We start from the raw sequence: 18,009 nt of genomic DNA, 5'->3' as shown, positions 1-18,009 counted from the left end.
TTTACCTTCAAAAACAAAAAAATATTTTTGTAAGGGCTTGCAAAAATATTTGAACTCTGATATTATATAACCATAGCAAAAGGATTGTTACTGCTCAGCAGGCAAAACCTAGATAAATACGAAAAACTAATGGGAGTAGTGTACGCTCATCTCAATTGGTTCTTGGTATTTATTTAGGTTTTTTTCGTTGAAAAAGCCTTAAAGGAGACTAAAAATCATAGAAAAGAAAGGACCCCTTATGGCTAAATATACTGAATTAGCTGAGGACATTCTCAAACACGTTGGTGGTAAGGAAAATGTCAATAGCTTGAAACACTGTGTGACACGTTTGCGCTTTGATTTGAAAGATGAATCTAAAGCAGATGATGACTACCTTAAAAGCCGTGACGGCATTGTTACTGTTGTTAAGGCAGGTGGACAATATCAGGTGGTGATTGGTAACCATGTGCCTGACGTTTATGCGGAGGTTCTCCAAGTTGGTGGTCTTCCAGCGGGTGGTAGTCTTGATCTTGATGAAGGTGATGCGCCTAAAGGAAATCTCTTTGACCGCTTTGTATCTTTGGTCTCAAGTATTTTCCAACCTTTCCTTGGGCCATTGGCAGCAGCCGGTATTATCAAGGGTGTAGTCGCTATTATGGCAGCATGTGGTCTGTCAGCTGCGACAAGTTCTATGTATGTCATTTTAAATGCAGCGGGGGATGGTTTCTTCCAGTTCTTGCCAATCTTAATTGCCTTGACATCTGCTCGTCGTTTCAAGGTTAATGAATTTACAGCTATTGCGATTGCAGGAGCACTTGTTTATCCTGATATTGCTACGCTAGTGACAGCTCTTCAAAAGGCTGGTCAAGGTCATGTTCTGGGGGTTATTCCGTTTACGCTTCCTGCAGGGGGTTACCTCTCAACTGTAATGCCTTCTATCTTGGCGATTTGGGTGGCTTCATACATTCAAAAATTCTTTATCAAGATTACTCCAGATGTCATTAAAGTCTTCGTAGTACCCTTCTTTACGTTGCTCATTACTGTTCCATTAACATTCTTGGTGGTAGGACCAGTTGCTAACACTTTCTCTGATGGATTGACAAATCTTTTCCAAGCGATCATGAACTTTAGTCCGATTGTCTTTGGTCTTATACTCGGTATCTCATGGCAAGTCTTGGTCATGTTCGGAATGCACTGGGCGCTTGTTCCCCTTGCTATTCTAGATGTGGCAACAAACGGAAGTTCTATTATTCTTTCGGCAGCTATTCTTCCATGTTTCACGCAAACAGGTGTGTTGGGAGCTATCATGCTTAAAACGAAAGAAGAAAAAGTCCGTACCATCTCTATGCCAGCCTTCATTTCATCTATTTTTGGGGTTACAGAACCTGCTATCTATGGGGTAACCCTTCCAATGAAAACACCTTTCTACATTTCATGTGGTGTTTCAGGACTTATGGGGGCTGTCATGATGGCCCTAGATATTAAGACGTATTCAATAGGTGGTCTGGGTGTCTTTGTCTTCCCAAGTCTTATTGGGCCTGACGGTAACCTTTCTAAAGTTATCTTTGCCATTATTATTGCCATTGTGGGTGGTGTTCTTGCCTTCCTCATCCAACTCTTTGTACGAGTACCAAATCTATACGGTGGTGGAGCAGCTAAGGGTGAAGAAAAAGCTGAAGAAGTTGCACCTGCTCCTAAAGAAATTCAACAAGAAATTATTGCGAGCCCACTTATCGGGAATGTTATCCCACTTGACCAAGTTCCTGACCAAGTCTTTGCCTCAGGAGCTATGGGTAAAGGAATCGCTATTGACCCAACTGATGGGGTGGTTGTCGCACCAGCTAAGGCAACCGTTAATTTAGTCTTCCCTACTGGTCATGCGATTGGTTTGACAACTGAAAATGGTGCAGAGCTTCTCATCCATATTGGTATAGACACTGTGTCTCTTGCTGGTAAAGGCTTCAAGACCTATGTAGAAGCAGGGGATGTCGTAGAAGCAGGCCAAAAACTTATAGAATTTGACCTGGCAACTATACGAGACACTAAATTACCAGTCGTCACACCGGTCATTGTGACAAACACTGCTGACTTTGATGATGTCTTAACGACTAAAGAAGCCCGCGTTAACACTGGTGATTATCTCCTCACCGCTGTTAAATAACAAAAAATCCGAGAAGCCGATTCTCGGATTTTTGTTTATTTGAATTTATAGTCTTTAACAACTTCAACGGAATTAACCGTTACATTTTCTTTTGGTTTGCTGTTGTCATCGACTTCAAGGTTAGCAATGGTATCAACGACATCCATGCCTTTGATGACTTGTCCAAAGACAGTATATTTAGTATCACCAGCTGGGTAACCACCTTTTTTGTAGGCGTCAACGATAGGCTTTGGATAGCTAGCATTTCCTAGTTGCTTGCTTTGATCGTCCTTGTTTTGAACAATGTAGAATTGGCTGCCGTTTGAATTTTTAGAACCAGTATTGGCCATAGCAAGTGCGCCACGGATGTTGTAGAGGAATGGTGTAGGCTCAACAGCGAAACCTTTCTTCCAGATAGATTCTCCGCCAGTACCATCACCCTTAGGGTCACCACTTTGAACCATGAAGTCCTTGATCACACGGTGGAAGGTAAGACCATCGTAGTATTTATCCTTGGTGTGCTTCAAGAAGTTTTCAGAAGCCTTAGGAGCAAGCGTAGGGAAGAGTTTAACAGTGATATCACCTTTTGAAGTATGGAGGATAACTTCAGCTTCGTCCTTGTCGACCTTGTCTGTCAACTGTGGAAAAGCCTCTTTTCCAGATTTTTGAGCTTTTTCTAATTGTTTAGTGAATATCTTACTATCCACGTAAGCGTCTCCACGAACAGCACGTGAAATGTTCTCACGGTAGATAAATCCTAGTACAGCGAGAACAAGTACAATAATTAATGGAATGTACTTTTTAATGTTTTTCATATAAACTCCTTTGGTGCATTATACCTACTATTGTAGCAGAAAAAAACCTTTTGGGAAATGGTTAACAGAGGTCTTTAGATATGGTAGAATGGGATTATCAACAAGAAAATGAACAATGGGATTAGATATAGGAAAAAGGTTGCCTCAGGCTAAAAGGTGAGGTCTGACTTTTGAAAGGACGCATGCTACTTACTCTTATCAGAGATAGCTGTCTAAATCCTAACTATAGAAAACTTCGCCAAGTCGAAGGGACCTCTTGTTTGGATTTCTTGAAAAAAGGAGATTTTTATGTCAACTAAAGCAGAATGGGCTGAACTCTTTGAGTCGGTACATGGGCGTAAGCCTAGCCCCCAAGAATTTTTGGATGCTAAAGCAGCTGACTTTGATACAAGTGCTTTGGCTGCTCAAGCAGCATCTGTAGAAGCACCAGCTAATGAACCTGTCGCTGAAGAAGTAGCTCCAGAACCAGCAAGCAGTGAATCACCAGTTGGTGCAGAAGCTTTTTCAGAAGCACCTGTCCAACAACCAACCCCACAATTTGATTCAAGCATGTTTGAAAAGGCACCTATCTCTTCAGCTCAAGGATTTGGAATAGTTCCTAATCCAGCAGCTGGCTCAGCAGATAAACCTCTTTTCAATCTTATCTTGCCAATAGTTGCGATTGCACTTTCAGTAATCTTTGCAATCTTGGCATGGTTTGTAAGTCCTGCTTGGGTCTTCATCATCTTGACAGTCCTCGCAGTTGCGGTAGCAGTTGTTTCGCTTGTCATTAGCCTTAAATCAAGTAAGAAATTGCTTTCAATCATTGCAACAGGTGTTGCTGGTCTCATGCTCTTTGTGTCTATTGGTGGTTTGATTTTCCAAATCTCTCAAAATGCTAGCAACAACACAAGCTCAAGCAAGACATCAAAAGTTGCTGATAAAGACGATGATGACAGCGATTCAAAATCTGACTCAAAAGGCGACAGTACTGATGTCAACGACTACATTGACAAAAATGCTAAATTTGATTGGAATGAATCTAAGTTCAAGAAGTTGAAAGCAGGTAAAGACACTGTTAAATCAATCGTTAAAACATACGGCAAGGCGTCAGATGCTGAGGTGTCAGGTGATGAGTTGAAGTTGACATACTCTGGTAAAGACTATGGCGAGAGTGTCTACCTAAACTTTAAGAAACAATATGACGGTACATTTATCTTGTCATATGCTTCTGGTAGATTCCCTCAAGATAAGGTAGAAGTTGATCGCTCTTACAAAGCTGACTGGACAAAAGAACAGTTTGATGCTCTCAATAAGGGTGATTACACTGATCCATCAAATGGTACGAAACTTGAAGATGTCGTTAAGGATCACCCTAAAGCTTCAAGTGCAGAATACACGATTTCAACATCTCGTCAAGGTGAATTCACAAAAGAAATGACTATTTCTTATAGTGATTATAAGGCTGAAGATGGCAAGCTCAAGAGTGTTTACTTATCATTTGATACCAAAGAAGGGGAAGATATATTCTACCTTACTTATAAATCAGGTCCAGATGAGGATTAATTAAGGAACAGGAGGGAAAACCTTCCTGTTTTTATGAGAATAATGTATTTACATTAATTTAAGGGAGAGTTAATTTGGGAAAATTGTTTAAATTTATTTTGTCGGTTCCTATTGTTAGTTTGCTATTTAATTTAATATTATTTTTGGGGTTAAAGAATTCTTACCATGTTTGATAATTCAGTTTTTGTTTAATTTGACCATGTTATAGTTTTTGAAGAAAGACTTGAAAGATAATTTTCTTATGAGAGCTTGATTTAGTTTAGTGTTCTCGTCTATAGAATTTCTACTAATAAGAGAACTAGCGGAACTAAATTTTATTAATATCAGTATTCTTCTAATATTATTTAGTATAGTTTATTTTGTTTATTGGAATAATAAATCGTATTCTTACATAATGAGTCAGAAACCGGTTTCATATATAGTGTGTGATGTGTTAACATCTATCGTGTTTTTCGTGTTCGTTTCTATTGCTACACCTAATCCTCTCATCTCCACGGTAAATAAGAATGCTATATTTTATTTTAAAAATAATCTTGGAGAATGGGTATTATTTGCATATAGTATTATTGTTTCACTTATTGTTTATTTCATTGTTCAACGTATATTTATGAAGAAAAGTTGGGAGTATGTTCTAGGAAATTTAGCTTCATTTTTTTTGTTAGTGTCTCTTTTGCTATTTATCTTTTCTTTTTGCCTATTCGATTATGCATCACTGATAAAATGAAAATTGATCAAGAAAATATGAAACTCCTTTTTGTTATCTTATTGGGTCTAATAGTATTGGTGTTACCCCTAACAATAATATTGTTAAAAGATGCTTTTGGAAAAGGTCAAGGTCTGTTAGGTTCAGCGTTATTATTTTGGGGTATTCCTAAACTATTACCTTTTTGTCAAGATAAAATGTTTTCTTATTTAGATCTAAAATGCAAAAATGGTTCAGGTTTTAAAATTAATAAAAAGATAGATTCGATTGTTTCAACGATAAGTATAGGATTTTGAATAATTCTATTTACTTTAAGTCTGAAACATATTGTAATTAATCCCTCAAGTAAAGATTCTTTTATTGTTAAATTTGCGATTGCATATTGGGTATTTAACTCAGTAACAATCGGAACGATAGTAACGACTATGATTGTGGCTTTATCAATACTTGTTTATTCGAAAAAAGAGAAAATTTATGAAAAAATGAAGTGTTTATTGGACCGTATAAATAGTGTAGTTGTGGTAAATGTCTGTTAAATTATCCTAATTATAGGACTAGTTTCTATGATGAGATTTCTTGGAAAGACATCTTTAAATAGCGAGGGGTTCCTTGAACTTTATAAATGGTCTCTACTGATGTTGGTACCAATGATACTTAAGACATTGCCGTTGTTGATAAATACAATGTCGAATGGCAAGTTAGATTCATTTCCTGAGGCTCCTGTATATTCACATTTTCGTAATGTTGTTGAATTGAATTTGTTTTGTTTGTTCATTGTATTATATCTTCCTTTTTATTTCTATAATTATGACTTGACAGATCATCTTGTATATTTTGGTTTTGCTATAATTTTTACTAATTTAGTGATTCATTTTGTTATTTTTGATTGGTTGGCTAAAAAAATAGGAGAAACAGACAATTCTTATTGATAAAGTCTACATAAATCAACGTCGTTATTTTACAGCTAGCAATTGATATCTACTATTTTCAACCACCCTCGAGGTGGTTTTCTTCCATCCATTTTCATGAGATGGCTTATCACTTAAGCACCTAAGGTAGTCTCAAAAAAATTCTCTCTTATATCCGACCTTATTTTCATAAGACCAGATTAAAGTATGATAAAATAAAGAAAAAGAGATAAAGGAGTCAGCTATGGCAACTAGAGAAGAATGGGTGCGTCACTTTGAGGACGTCAATGGACGTAAACCAAGTCCTGAGGAGTTTATGGAAGCTAAGAAAGAGGGCTTTGTCATTGCTTCGGAGAAACCAAGTGTCCAAGTGTCTGAGGAGGTTGAGGCTGAGCAGGTGGATAGCTCTGAAACTACTGAAGAGGTGACAGCTGACTCAGTAGCAGATACGCAAACAGACGAAACACAGGTGGCATTAGAGGAGGAAGCTCCTAAGCCAATGCCTGAGTTGAATATGGAGAAAGAGCAAGAAAAAGAAGCTCCAAAGGCAAGTCCGATACCTTTGGAAAACCCTTATTACAAACCAAAAGTAACCAAGAACAATGCTTTTGTTAATATTGCTTTGCCAATCATTATCCTAGTTTTGGGGCTTTTATTTGTCGTTTTGTCTTGGACGCTTCCTATCGGTTTTGTCTTTACTTTCCTTGCCTTCTTCCTTATCATTTTGGCGATTGTGACCATGGTGCTGAGTCTAAAGTCGACACGCAAGGCACTATCTATCATCGCTCTGGTTATGTCAATCATCTTCTTCATGACGTCACTTGCTGGAGCAGGTTATCAAGCGGTGAAATATGTTATGAATCATGCTGAGCAGTTTGAGGCTGATATTCGTTTCAGAGCAAATAAATACATTGATAAAGATTATCAATTTGACTGGACTGAGGATCAGTTTAAGGAGTTGAAGGTCGGTACTTTGACATTGGACGGGGTCTTGGATGCTCACGGTAAGGCGACTGATGCCGAGTATAGTAATGCTTACGAGAAAGATAAACCATATTTGTTAGATCTCACCTATAGAAAAGAAGATACAGATGGAAACAACTATGTTCGTTTGACTTTCGAGAAAAAAGACGGTGTCTATGTTTTGAAATCTGCCTCAGCAACCTTTAACTATGATAAGGTCAAAGAAGTCGATGACTATCATAGCAACTGGACAAAAGATGACTATGAAAAGTTGTCTGTAGGTACACAAGCTGATTTGCTCAAGGGGACACGACTCTCTGAGGTGGTTGAAAAACACCCAGAGGCTAGCTTTACTTATCATGAAATGACACAAACCGAACAAGGAGATCTCACTCAGTCAGTGAGTCTTAGCTACCGTGATTATAATCCAGAAAGTAGTAAGTTAGATACTGTTCGTTTGACCTTTGACTATGATAAACGTGAAAACGAGTACTTCTTGACAGACAAATCAGACGAATAAGACTATTTTTTAGTAAAAAGCTCAGGGTTGCCTGGGCTTTTTACTATCAACAAAAGAGGATAAAATCTGGTATAATAGAATCGATTGATTTTTCAAGAAAGAAGTGTCACATATGAACATACAACAACTACGTTATGTCGTAGCCATTGCCAACAGTGGAACTTTCCGTGAGGCGGCCAGCAAGCTCTTTGTGAGTCAGCCTAGTCTTTCAGTGGCTATCAAGGATTTGGAGCAGGAGTTGAATTTTAAAATTTTCACTCGTACAACGACGGGGACTGTCTTGACCAGTCAGGGCATGACCTTTTATGAACGTGCGCTTGAGGTTGTGCGCAGTTTTGATAGTTTTGAAAATCGCTATCTCAATGCTTCTGAAAAGGGGAACCAGTTTTCTATTGCCAGTCAGCACTATGACTTTTTGCCACCTTTGATTACGACTTTTTCAGAGCGTTACCCTGATTACAAGGATTTTCGTGTCTTTGAGTCTACGACCATTCAAATTTTGGATGAGGTAGCCAAGGGGCACAGTGAGATTGGAATTATCTATTTGAATCGTCAAAATAGTAAGGGCATCCAACAAAATATGGACAAGCTTGGGCTTGAGGCTATTGATTTGATTCCATTTAAGACTCATATTTATCTTCGTAAGGGCCATCCACTGGCTCATAAAGAGAGTTTAGTCATGGAGGATTTGGCGCACCTACCTACCGTACGTTTTACTCAGGAGAAGGACGAGTACCTATACTATTCTGAAAACTTTGTGGATACGTCAGATTCGTCTCTGATGTTTAACGTGACAGACCGTGCGACTTTGAACGGTATCTTGGAGCGTACGGATGCTTATGCGACGGGTTCCGGTTTCCTAGATGCTCAAAGTGTAAATGGTATTACAGTTATTCCGCTTGAGGATAATTTGGATAACAAGATGGTTTATGTCCGTCGTAAGGGCATTAATTTGTCGTCGTGTGCTCTCAAGTTTGTCAATGTTATGTTTGACTACTTTGATACATACAAACCATAGGAGGGGGCTTATGCGTAAGGTTGCGATTCCTTTGGCTATCTTGGCTCTGATTGGTTTGGATCAGTGGGTTAAGCATTGGGTTGTGGCAAATATTGCCCTCAACCAAGTTATCAAGGCTATTCCTGGACTTTTCAGCTTGACCTATCTACAGAACCATGGTGCTGCTTTTTCGATTTTACAGAATCAGAAATATTTCTTTGTGATTTTGACGGTTCTGGTGATTGGTGCGGCTATGGTCTATCTGGTTAAGAATTACCAGAAGAGTTTTTGGCTAGTGCTATCCTTGGTTTTGATTATCTCAGGTGGTATTGGTAACTTTATTGACCGTGTGCACTTGGGTTACGTGGTTGATATGGTTCAGCTTGATTTTATTGATTTTGCGATATTTAACGTGGCAGACTCCTATCTAACGGTAGGCGTGCTGCTCTTGATTTTAGTCTTATGGAAAGAGGAAAATGGAAGTCATCATTAAAGAGGCGGGAAATCGTCTGGACAAGGCTTTGGCAGATTTGACAGAATTGTCACGTAGTCAGGCCAATGAAGCGATTAAGGCTGGAACAGTCTTGGTTAATGGTAAGTCAGCAAAGGCCAAGTATGCGGTTAAAGAGGGTGATGTCATCACCTATGAATTGCCAGAAGAAGAGGTCTTGGAATACAAGGCTGAAGATATTCCTTTGGATATTATCTACGAAGATGCGGATGTGGCAGTGGTCAACAAACCTCAAGGCATGGTTGTCCATCCATCAGCTGGTCACACATCTGGTACCTTGGTCAATGCCCTTATGTATCATGTCAAGGACCTTTCGTCTATCAATGGTGTGGTTCGTCCAGGGATTGTCCACCGTATCGACAAGGACACGTCTGGTCTCCTTATGATTGCTAAGAATGATAAGGCCCACAATGCTTTGGCGGCTGAGCTTAAGGATAAGAAGTCACTTCGCAAGTATGTGGCTATCGTGCATGGCAATTTGCCTAACGATCGAGGCGTGATTGAGGCTCCGATTGGGCGTTCGGACAAGGACCGCAAAAAGCAGGCAGTTACAGCTAAAGGAAAACCTGCAGTTACACGATTTACCGTTCTTGAACGCTTTGGCAACTATACCTTGGTAGAGTTGCAGCTGGAAACAGGTCGTACGCACCAGATTCGTGTGCACATGGCTTATATTGGTCACCCAGTGGCAGGAGACCCTCTTTATGGGCCACGCAAGACCCTCAAGGGCCATGGACAATTTCTACATGCTAAGGCCCTTGGTTTCACGCATCCTACGACTGGAGAATTGGTCGAATTTACAGCGGAAGAACCTGCTATTTTCAAGGAAACCTTGGAAAAGTTGAGAGAAGCTTAATAGTCATCCAACGGATGTTCTTTTTTGTGAGAGAGTGTCCGTTTTTTTCTTGTAAAAGAGTCTGAAGTTTGCTATAATTTACCTAATTAAATAAGTCCTTTAATCACTGTCCAGAGAGGCAGGCAAGGAGCCATGAGAAGTGTACGGGTGAACTGTACTCATATTTTTGTGTATCTCCTTGTTTTCGAGGGGATTTTTTGTATTTAGAAAGGTTCTTTTTATGAAGAAAAAAGAGATCGTCGATGACGTAACCATGAAACGTGCCATTACACGTATCACTTATGAGATTATTGAGCGTAACAAAAATCTCGACAAGATTGTCTTGGCTGGTATTAAGACACGTGGTGTTTATATTGCCCAGCGTATCCAAGAGCGCTTGAAACAGTTGGAAAACCTTGATGTGCCATTGATTGAGCTTGACACTAAGGCTTTCCGCGATGATGTTAAATCTGAACAGGACACATCCCTTATTCCTATCGAAATTGATGGTACGGATGTTATCCTTGTAGATGATGTGCTTTACACAGGTCGTACGATTCGTGCAGCTATTGATAATATCGTTAGCCATGGGCGTCCGGCGCGTGTTGGTTTGGCTGTTTTGGTTGACCGTGGTCACCGTGAATTGCCAATCCGTGCGGACTATGTGGGTAAAAATATCCCAACTAGTGAGTCAGAAGAAATCGAAGTTTTGGTCGCAGAAGTTGACGGTAAAGATAGCGTCAACATTATCGACCCAAGCTAAGTTGACTGACGGATAGGGTGAAACGCCCTTTGTATCTTGTTAAATGAACACGGACTAAGAGCTGTGTAAAATAGATAAATCTTCCTAGAAGCTAAAGCTTCTGTGTCAGATTTCCTAATTTTACTTTGCTCTTTATACGCCCTTTGTATCTTATTAATTGAACATGCCCTAAGCCTTGTGCAAAAAAGATAAATATTCTTAGGAGCTGGCGCTCCATCATCATATTTCCTATTTTTGCTTTAGGCTTTATACGGGCTTTGTATCTTAATTTTAAGGAGTACTCTGATATCGTGAATAACGTAAAATATGATGTGAATGATATGCCCAAAGCTGGTTTATTGGTGGGTTTGTCATTCCAGCACTTGTTTGCAATGTTTGGTGCGACGGTTCTTGTACCGATTTTGGTTGGGATTGATCCCGCTATTGCTCTTTTCTCATCTGGTTTGGGAACTTTGGCTCACTTGACGGTGACTAGGTACAAGATTCCAGCTTACATGGGGTCTAGTTTCGCCTATATTGCGGCTATGCAGATGCTTATGAAGACTGACGGTATCGCAGCGGTGGCTCAAGGCGCCATGGCTGGAGGTTTGGTCTACTTGATTGTTGCCTTGGTTGTTAAGTATGCGGGAAATGCTTGGATTGATAGAGTCCTACCGCCAATTGTGGTTGGTCCAATTATCATCGTCATCGGTTTGAGTCTTGCGGCTAATGCAGTCAAGGATGCGACAATGGTTAATGATACCTATAGTATCTTTAGTCTGGTGATTTCTATGGTAACTCTCTTTGCTGTCATCCTCTTTAACATGTATGGTAAGAAAATCATCGGTGTTATCCCAATTTTACTTGGTTTAATCGTGGGTTACATTTTCTCAGTGGTTCTTGGTTGGTTGACGGGACATGAGTTTGTTCAATTTTCAAAAGTTGCGGCTGCTCATTGGTTCCAAGTTCCAAGTTTTGACATTCCGTTTGTGAATTATGACTTCAAACTCTATCCAAGTGCGATATTGACCATGGCTCCGATTGCCTTTGTGACAATGACCGAACACTTTGGGCATGTTATGGTTTTGAATAGTTTAACTGGACGTGATTACTTTAAAGATCCAGGTCTTGATCGTACTCTAACTGGTGATGGTTTGGCACAGATTATCGCTGGTTTCTTTGGAGCTCCACCAGTAACTTCTTATGGTGAAAACATTGGAGTTATGGCCCTCAGTAAGGTATACTCAGTTTACGTTATTGCGGGCGCGGCAGTGATTGCGGTCTTGATGAGTTTTATCGGTAAGGTGTCTGCTCTCTTGAGTTCTATACCAACAGCTGTTTTGGGTGGAATTTCAATTGCCCTTTTTGGGGTTATCGCTGCTAGCGGTTTGAAAATTTTAGTTGAACATAAGATTGATTTTGATAATAAAAAGAATCTCTTGATTGCTAGTGTTATCTTGGTATCTGGTATTGGAGGTTTGATGATTGACCTTGGTGGTCTTCAAATCACGGGTGTGGCAACCTCAACCATTCTTGGAATATTGCTTTACCAAATCTTGCCAGATCCTAATAAAGGTAGCAAGGACTAATCAATCATTAAAAAAGGAAAAACTATGGCGATTGCAGATGGAAAAGTGTCACTAAAACATTTGGTGACTATGGAAACCCTCACGAATGAAGAGGTTTTGGGCCTGATTCGTCGAGGTGGAGATTTTAAAAACGGCAGAGCTGATTTCCAGCTGGATCGACAGTATTTCGCTGCCAATCTCTTTTTTGAAAATTCAACACGAACGCATAAGTCCTTCGAAGTGGCTGAGAAAAAACTTGGATTGGACGTGATTGAGTTCGATGCTGGGACTAGCTCAGTAAATAAGGGTGAAACCCTCTATGATACGATTTTGACGATGTCTGCTTTGGGTGTTGATATCTGTGTGGTTCGCCACTCGGAAGTCGATTACTACAAGCAGTTGATTGACAGTAGGACTATTCAGACCTCTATTGTTAATGGTGGTGACGGTTCTGGGCAACACCCAAGTCAGTGTTTGCTCGACTTGATGACAATTTATGAAGAGTTCGGAACCTTTGAAAATCTAAAGATTTGTATTGCAGGAGATATTACGCATTCGCGTGTGGCTAAGTCAAATATGCAAATTCTCAAGCGTCTGGGAGCACAGCTTTATTTTGCTGGCCCTACAGAGTGGTATTCAAGTGAGTTTGATATTTATGGTCACCATGTGGCCATTGACGATGTCATTGAGGACTTGGATGTACTCATGTTGCTTCGTGTTCAGCACGAACGTCATGGGGATGACAAAGGATTTTCAAAAGAAGAGTACCATACTCTCTATGGTTTGACTGAAGAACGTTATGCCAAGTTAGCAGATCAAGCAATCATCATGCACCCAGCTCCGGTTAATCGTGATGTGGAAATTGCTGATAGCTTGGTTGAGGCACCTAAGGCTCGTATCGTTGCTCAGATGCAAAATGGAGTCTTTGTCCGTATGGCGATTATCGAAGCTATTTTAAATGGCAAAGTGTAAACAACGTTAACAGATTCCTGAGAGAATCAGACGAAAAAGAACACGCCCTAAGCCTTGTGCAAACGAATTACTTTTTGGTGCAGCTGCATTATTGTTGTTTGCTTTAGAGTTGAGACGGGCTTTGTTCTAAGTGAAAGGAACAATTTACTATAATGGCAAAACGTTTACTTATTTTAGAAGACGGCACTATTTTTGAAGGTCAGGCCTTCGGTGCTGATGTGGATGTGACGGGTGAAATCGTCTTTAATACTGGTATGACGGGTTATCAAGAATCTATCACTGACCAGTCTTACAACGGTCAAATTTTGACTTTTACTTATCCACTGGTTGGAAACTATGGGGTTAACCGTGATGACTATGAGTCAATCACGCCAACAACTAAGGGAGTGGTTGTTTCAGAGGCTAGCCGTCGTGCTAGCAATTGGCGTAACCAAATGACCTTGGATGAGTTTTTGAAAGCTAAAAACATCCCGGGTGTTTCTGGTATTGATACACGTGCTTTGACTAAGATTATCCGTCGACATGGTACCATGAAGGCGACTTTGGCTAATCCTGGAGACAGCATTGAGCACTTGCAAGATCAATTGCGTGCCACTGTTTTGCCAACGAACAATATTGAGCAGGTATCGACTAAGACAGCCTACCCAGCACCTGGTGTTGGTAAAAATATTGTTTTGGTTGACTTTGGTCTTAAGCACTCAATCTTACGTGAATTCTCAAAACGTGATTGTAACGTGACTGTTGTGCCACATGATATCACTGCTGAAGAAATTCTCCACCTTAATCCAGATGGTGTGATGTTGTCAAACGGTCCAGGTAACCCTGAAGATGTACCATATGCACTTGATATGATTCGTGGCATCCAAGGTAAAATTCCAATCTTTGGTATTTGTATGGGTCACCAGTTGTTTAGTTTGGCTAATGGTGCCAAGGCCTATAAGATGAAGTTCGGTCACCGTGGGTTTAACCATGCGGTTCGTGAAATTGCGACTGGTCGTGTTGATTTCACCAGCCAAAACCATGGTTATGCCATTGACCGTGACACTCTTCCAGAGTGCCTCATGGTAACGCACGAAGAAATTAACGATAAATCAGTTGAAGGTGTTCGTCACCGTGACTTCCCTGCTTTTTCAGTGCAGTTCCACCCAGATGCAGCGCCTGGTCCACACGATGCGAGCTATCTCTTTGATGAGTTCTTGGAATTGATTGATGCTTTCCAAGCTGAAAAAGCACGTCGTTAATTGCAACTGTCTAGTGACTATAGTGGGGTGTGACTCTTGTTCGCCCCAGTCTACTACCTTATTTAATGACAACCAGAGAGTTGTCAAATAGAAAGGAGAATTAAGGACCTGTATTCAGTTAAAGAGACTAATTGAACTGTATTGTTTTCTATTTTTTGATGGCTGCTTTTATCACAAGGAGTTCTGGATTCCTTACTAAGTTAAAAGCGTCATGTTAACAATATTGTCTTAAACTGAACACGGACGGAAAGCTCGGAATTTAGAACAATCGTTTTGGATGCTTGCATCCTGCAACGATTGCCTAAAATTCTAACGCTTTCTGGTCGTCCTTTGTATCTTAAATATGCCTAAACGTTCTGATATTAAAAAAATCATGGTTATCGGGTCTGGTCCTATCATCATTGGTCAGGCTGCTGAGTTCGACTACGCTGGTACGCAAGCTTGCTTGGCTTTGAAAGAAGAAGGCTACAGTGTTGTTCTTGTTAACTCCAACCCTGCGACTATCATGACTGATAAAGAAATCGCAGACAAGGTTTACATTGAACCAATTACGCTTGAGTTTGTCACACGTATTCTTCGTAAAGAGCGTCCTGACGCTCTCTTGCCAACACTTGGGGGGCAAACTGGTTTGAACATGGCAATGGAATTGTCAAAAGCTGGTATTCTTGAAGAGCTTGGAGTGGAGCTTTTGGGAACAAAATTGTCTGCCATTGACCAAGCCGAAGACCGTGACCTCTTTAAACAATTGATGGAAGATTTGGAACAACCAATTCCAGAATCAGAAATCGTCAATACGGTTGAAGAAGCAGTTGCCTTTGCGACAGAAATTGGTTACCCAGTTATCGTGCGTCCTGCCTTTACCCTTGGTGGTACTGGTGGTGGTATGTGTGCCAACGAAGAAGAACTTCGCGAAATCGCTGAAAATGGCTTGAAATTGTCACCAGTAACACAATGTTTAATTGAGCGCTCTATCGCTGGTTTCAAAGAAATCGAATACGAAGTTATGCGTGATGCCGCAGACAATGCTCTTGTGGTATGTAACATGGAAAACTTTGACCCAGTTGGTATCCACACAGGGGACTCAATCGTATTTGCCCCAACGCAAACCTTGTCAGATATTGAAAACCAAATGCTTCGTGATGCCAGCTTGAAGATTATCCGTGCCCTTAAAATTGAGGGTGGCTGTAACGTACAGTTGGCGCTTGACCCTAATAGCTTCAAGTACTATGTTATCGAAGTAAATCCTCGTGTATCACGTTCATCAGCCCTTGCCTCAAAAGCAACTGGTTATCCAATTGCCAAATTGGCAGCCAAGATTGCTGTTGGTCTGACACTTGATGAAATGATTAACCCAGTCACTGGTACAACCTATGCCATGTTTGAACCAGCTCTTGACTATGTGGTTGCTAAGATTCCACGTTTCCCATTTGATAAATTTGAACACGGTGAACGTCGTCTTGGTACTCAAATGAAAGCAACTGGTGAAGTTATGGCTATCGGTCGTAACATCGAAGAGTCACTTCTTAAAGCCTGTCGTTCACTTGAAATCGGTGTTTACCACAATGAAATGCCTGAGCTTGCGGACGTCACAGACGATGCCTTGGTTGAAAAGATTGTCAAAGCTCAAGACGACCGTCTCTTCTACCTTTCTGAAGCCATCCGTCGTGGTTACACTATTGAAGAATTGTCAGAGTTGACTAAGATTGATATCTTCTTCCTTGACAAATTGCTCCATATCTTTGAATTGGAACAAGAATTGGCTACTCACGTAGGCGATGTTGATGTTCTGAAAGAAGCTAAGCGTAACGGTTTCTCTGATCGTAAGATTGCTGATCTTTGGAATCAAACAGCTGACCAAGTTCGTGCGACACGTTTGGAAAATCAAATTGTTCCTGTTTACAAGATGGTTGATACTTGTGCGGCTGAGTTCGAGTCATCAACACCATATTTCTACTCAACTTACGAGTGGGAAAATGAATCAATCAAATCTGATAAAGAATCTGTCATCGTTCTTGGTTCAGGTCCTATCCGTATCGGACAAGGGGTTGAGTTCGACTATGCGACAGTTCACTCTGTAAAAGCCATCCAGGCTGCAGGTTACGAAGCTATTATCATGAACTCTAACCCTGAGACAGTTTCAACAGACTTCTCAGTATCAGATAAACTCTACTTCGAACCATTGACTTTCGAAGACGTGATGAACGTTATCGAATTAGAACAACCTAAGGGTGTCGTAGTTCAGTTTGGTGGTCAAACAGCCATTAACTTGGCAGAGCCATTGTCTAAAGCTGGTGTGAAAATCTTGGGTACACAGGTTGCTGACCTTGACCGTGCCGAAGACCGTGACCTCTTTGAACAAGCCCTTAAAGATCTTGATATCCCACAACCACCAGGGCAAACAGCGACAAATGAAGAAGAAGCGGTTGAAGCAGCTCGTAAGATTGGCTTCCCAGTTCTTGTTCGTCCATCATACGTTTTGGGTGGACGTGCCATGGAAATCGTTGAAAATGAAGATGATCTTCGTTCTTACATGCGTACAGCCGTTAAGGCAAGTCCAGACCACCCAGTCCTTGTCGATAGCTATATCATCGGACGTGAGTGTGAAGTGGATGCCATCTCTGATGGTAAGGATGTCTTGATTCCAGGTATCATGGAACACATCGAACGTGCAGGGGTTCACTCAGGGGACTCAATGGCGGTTTACCCACCACAAACCCTTTCTAAGAAAATCCAAGAGACTATCGCTGATTATACTAAACGCTTGGCTATTGGTCTTAACTGTATCGGTATGATGAACATTCAGTTCGTTATCAAGGACGAAACGGTCTATGTTATCGAGGTTAACCCACGTGCTAGCCGTACGGTACCATTCTTGTCTAAGGTGACTGATATCCCAATGGCTCAAGTTGCTACAAACTTGATTCTTGGTAAATCATTGGCTGAGCAAGGTTACAAAGATGGTCTTTACCCAGAAAGCAACCATGTCCATGTCAAGGCACCAGTCTTCTCATTCACAAAATTGGCTAAGGTAGATAGCCTCCTTGGACCTGAAATGAAATCAACTGGTGAAGTTATGGGTACAGATGCGACTCTTGAAAAAGCCCTCTATAAAGCCTTTGAAGCTTCTTACCTCCACTTGCCAACCTTTGGTAATGTTATCTTTACTATTCATGATGATACTAAAGAAGAAGCCCTTGACTTGGCTCGTCGTTTCGACGCTATCGGTTATGGTATCTACGCCACTGAAGGAACAGCCAAGTTCTTGAATGAACACGGAGTTCACGCAACGCTTGTTAACAAATTGGGCGAAAATGACGACAATGACATTCCAGCCCTTGTTCGTACTGGTAAAGCGCAAGCTATTATCAATACGGTTGGTAACAAACGTACCTATGATGAAGATGGAGCAGCTATCCGTAGCTCTGCTATTGAAGCTGGTATTCCACTCTTCACAGCCCTTGATACAGCAGATGCTATGGTGCGTGTGCTTGAAAGCCGTAGCTTTACAACAGAAGCTATCTAATCATGAAATAGAAGTCTCAGCTTTGCTGGGGCTTTTTTCTTACACAA

Annotated in this window: 13 protein-coding genes; 12 read left to right on the top strand and 1 reads right to left on the bottom strand. The window is 40.8% G+C overall.

Annotated elements, in window-relative coordinates; genetic code table 11:
* Positions 1-238 precede the first annotated feature (238 nt).
* Entirely contained in the window at positions 239-2,140 is a 1,902-nt protein-coding gene (locus tag RDY04_RS07295; protein WP_303951268.1) for a beta-glucoside-specific PTS transporter subunit IIABC, read from the top strand.
* A 35-nt stretch (positions 2,141-2,175) separates the two neighbouring features.
* Here the strand turns inward: RDY04_RS07295 and RDY04_RS07290 are convergent, their stop codons facing one another.
* Positions 2,176-2,934 (bottom strand): peptidylprolyl isomerase, encoded by a 759-nt coding sequence (locus tag RDY04_RS07290; protein WP_303951266.1) that lies wholly within the window; start codon positions 2,932-2,934, stop codon positions 2,176-2,178.
* 288 nt (positions 2,935-3,222) lie between these two features.
* Here RDY04_RS07290 and RDY04_RS07285 point away from each other — a divergent pair, with 288 nt between their 5' ends.
* From RDY04_RS07285 to carB, 11 genes are all read left to right on the top strand, one after another.
* Complete coding sequence (locus tag RDY04_RS07285; RefSeq protein WP_303951265.1) at positions 3,223-4,479, top strand: hypothetical protein; 1,257 nt, start codon at positions 3,223-3,225, stop codon at positions 4,477-4,479.
* 720 nt (positions 4,480-5,199) lie between these two features.
* Positions 5,200-5,478 carry a hypothetical protein gene (locus RDY04_RS07280; RefSeq protein WP_303951263.1) on the top strand — a complete coding sequence of 93 codons (279 nt, stop codon included), beginning with the start codon at positions 5,200-5,202 and terminating at the stop codon, positions 5,476-5,478.
* 856 nt (positions 5,479-6,334) lie between these two features.
* Entirely contained in the window at positions 6,335-7,573 is a 1,239-nt protein-coding gene (locus RDY04_RS07275; protein ID WP_303951262.1) for an MFS transporter, read from the top strand.
* 112 nt (positions 7,574-7,685) lie between these two features.
* Complete coding sequence (locus tag RDY04_RS07270; RefSeq protein WP_117648136.1) at positions 7,686-8,591, top strand: LysR family transcriptional regulator; 906 nt, start codon at positions 7,686-7,688, stop codon at positions 8,589-8,591.
* A 10-nt stretch (positions 8,592-8,601) separates the two neighbouring features.
* On the top strand, positions 8,602-9,063 hold the full coding sequence (gene lspA, locus RDY04_RS07265) for a signal peptidase II (protein ID WP_303951260.1): 462 nt from the start codon (positions 8,602-8,604) through the stop codon (positions 9,061-9,063).
* Positions 9,047-9,937, top strand: coding sequence for an RluA family pseudouridine synthase (locus RDY04_RS07260; protein WP_303951258.1), 891 nt, complete (start codon positions 9,047-9,049; stop codon positions 9,935-9,937). Before lspA ends, RDY04_RS07260 begins: the two co-directional genes overlap by 17 nt.
* A gap of 220 nt (positions 9,938-10,157) precedes the next feature.
* On the top strand, positions 10,158-10,679 hold the full coding sequence (gene pyrR / locus RDY04_RS07255; protein ID WP_295494461.1) for a bifunctional pyr operon transcriptional regulator/uracil phosphoribosyltransferase PyrR: 522 nt from the start codon (positions 10,158-10,160) through the stop codon (positions 10,677-10,679).
* 290 nt (positions 10,680-10,969) lie between these two features.
* Positions 10,970-12,247 carry a uracil-xanthine permease family protein gene (locus RDY04_RS07250; RefSeq protein WP_303951257.1) on the top strand — a complete coding sequence of 426 codons (1,278 nt, stop codon included), beginning with the start codon at positions 10,970-10,972 and terminating at the stop codon, positions 12,245-12,247.
* Between the two features lie 24 nt (positions 12,248-12,271).
* Positions 12,272-13,198 (top strand): aspartate carbamoyltransferase catalytic subunit, encoded by a 927-nt coding sequence (locus RDY04_RS07245; protein ID WP_303951255.1) that lies wholly within the window; start codon positions 12,272-12,274, stop codon positions 13,196-13,198.
* A gap of 152 nt (positions 13,199-13,350) precedes the next feature.
* A complete protein-coding gene (locus tag RDY04_RS07240; protein WP_303951254.1) occupies positions 13,351-14,439 on the top strand; it encodes a carbamoyl phosphate synthase small subunit in 1,089 nt (362 codons plus the stop codon).
* Positions 14,440-14,782: 343 nt separating this feature from the next.
* A complete protein-coding gene (carB, locus tag RDY04_RS07235; protein ID WP_303951253.1) occupies positions 14,783-17,962 on the top strand; it encodes a carbamoyl-phosphate synthase large subunit in 3,180 nt (1,059 codons plus the stop codon).
* The last annotated feature ends 47 nt before the right edge of the window (positions 17,963-18,009 follow it).

The organism is uncultured Streptococcus sp., from assembly GCF_902463925.1.
Lineage (GTDB): Bacteria > Bacillota > Bacilli > Lactobacillales > Streptococcaceae > Streptococcus.
Note: the sequence above shows the minus strand (reverse complement) of the source record. Positions and strands in the feature narration are given on the sequence as shown.

Bases quoted from the DNA above. Each gene is read 5' to 3' on its own strand.
- lspA (WP_303951260.1), top strand. From the start codon at position 8,602: ATGCGTAAGGTTGCGATTCCTTTGGCTATCTTGGCTCTGATTGGTTTG.
- carB (WP_303951253.1), top strand. From the start codon at position 14,783: ATGCCTAAACGTTCTGATATTAAAAAAATCATGGTTATCGGGTCTGGT.
- RDY04_RS07260 (WP_303951258.1), top strand. From the start codon at position 9,047: ATGGAAGTCATCATTAAAGAGGCGGGAAATCGTCTGGACAAGGCTTTG.
- RDY04_RS07295 (WP_303951268.1), top strand. From the start codon at position 239: ATGGCTAAATATACTGAATTAGCTGAGGACATTCTCAAACACGTTGGT.
- RDY04_RS07275 (WP_303951262.1), top strand. From the start codon at position 6,335: ATGGCAACTAGAGAAGAATGGGTGCGTCACTTTGAGGACGTCAATGGA.
- RDY04_RS07280 (WP_303951263.1), top strand. From the start codon at position 5,200: ATGAAAATTGATCAAGAAAATATGAAACTCCTTTTTGTTATCTTATTG.
- RDY04_RS07245 (WP_303951255.1), top strand. From the start codon at position 12,272: ATGGCGATTGCAGATGGAAAAGTGTCACTAAAACATTTGGTGACTATG.
- RDY04_RS07270 (WP_117648136.1), top strand. From the start codon at position 7,686: ATGAACATACAACAACTACGTTATGTCGTAGCCATTGCCAACAGTGGA.
- pyrR (WP_295494461.1), top strand. From the start codon at position 10,158: ATGAAGAAAAAAGAGATCGTCGATGACGTAACCATGAAACGTGCCATT.
- RDY04_RS07285 (WP_303951265.1), top strand. From the start codon at position 3,223: ATGTCAACTAAAGCAGAATGGGCTGAACTCTTTGAGTCGGTACATGGG.
- RDY04_RS07290 (WP_303951266.1), bottom strand. From the start codon at position 2,934: ATGAAAAACATTAAAAAGTACATTCCATTAATTATTGTACTTGTTCTC.
- RDY04_RS07240 (WP_303951254.1), top strand. From the start codon at position 13,351: ATGGCAAAACGTTTACTTATTTTAGAAGACGGCACTATTTTTGAAGGT.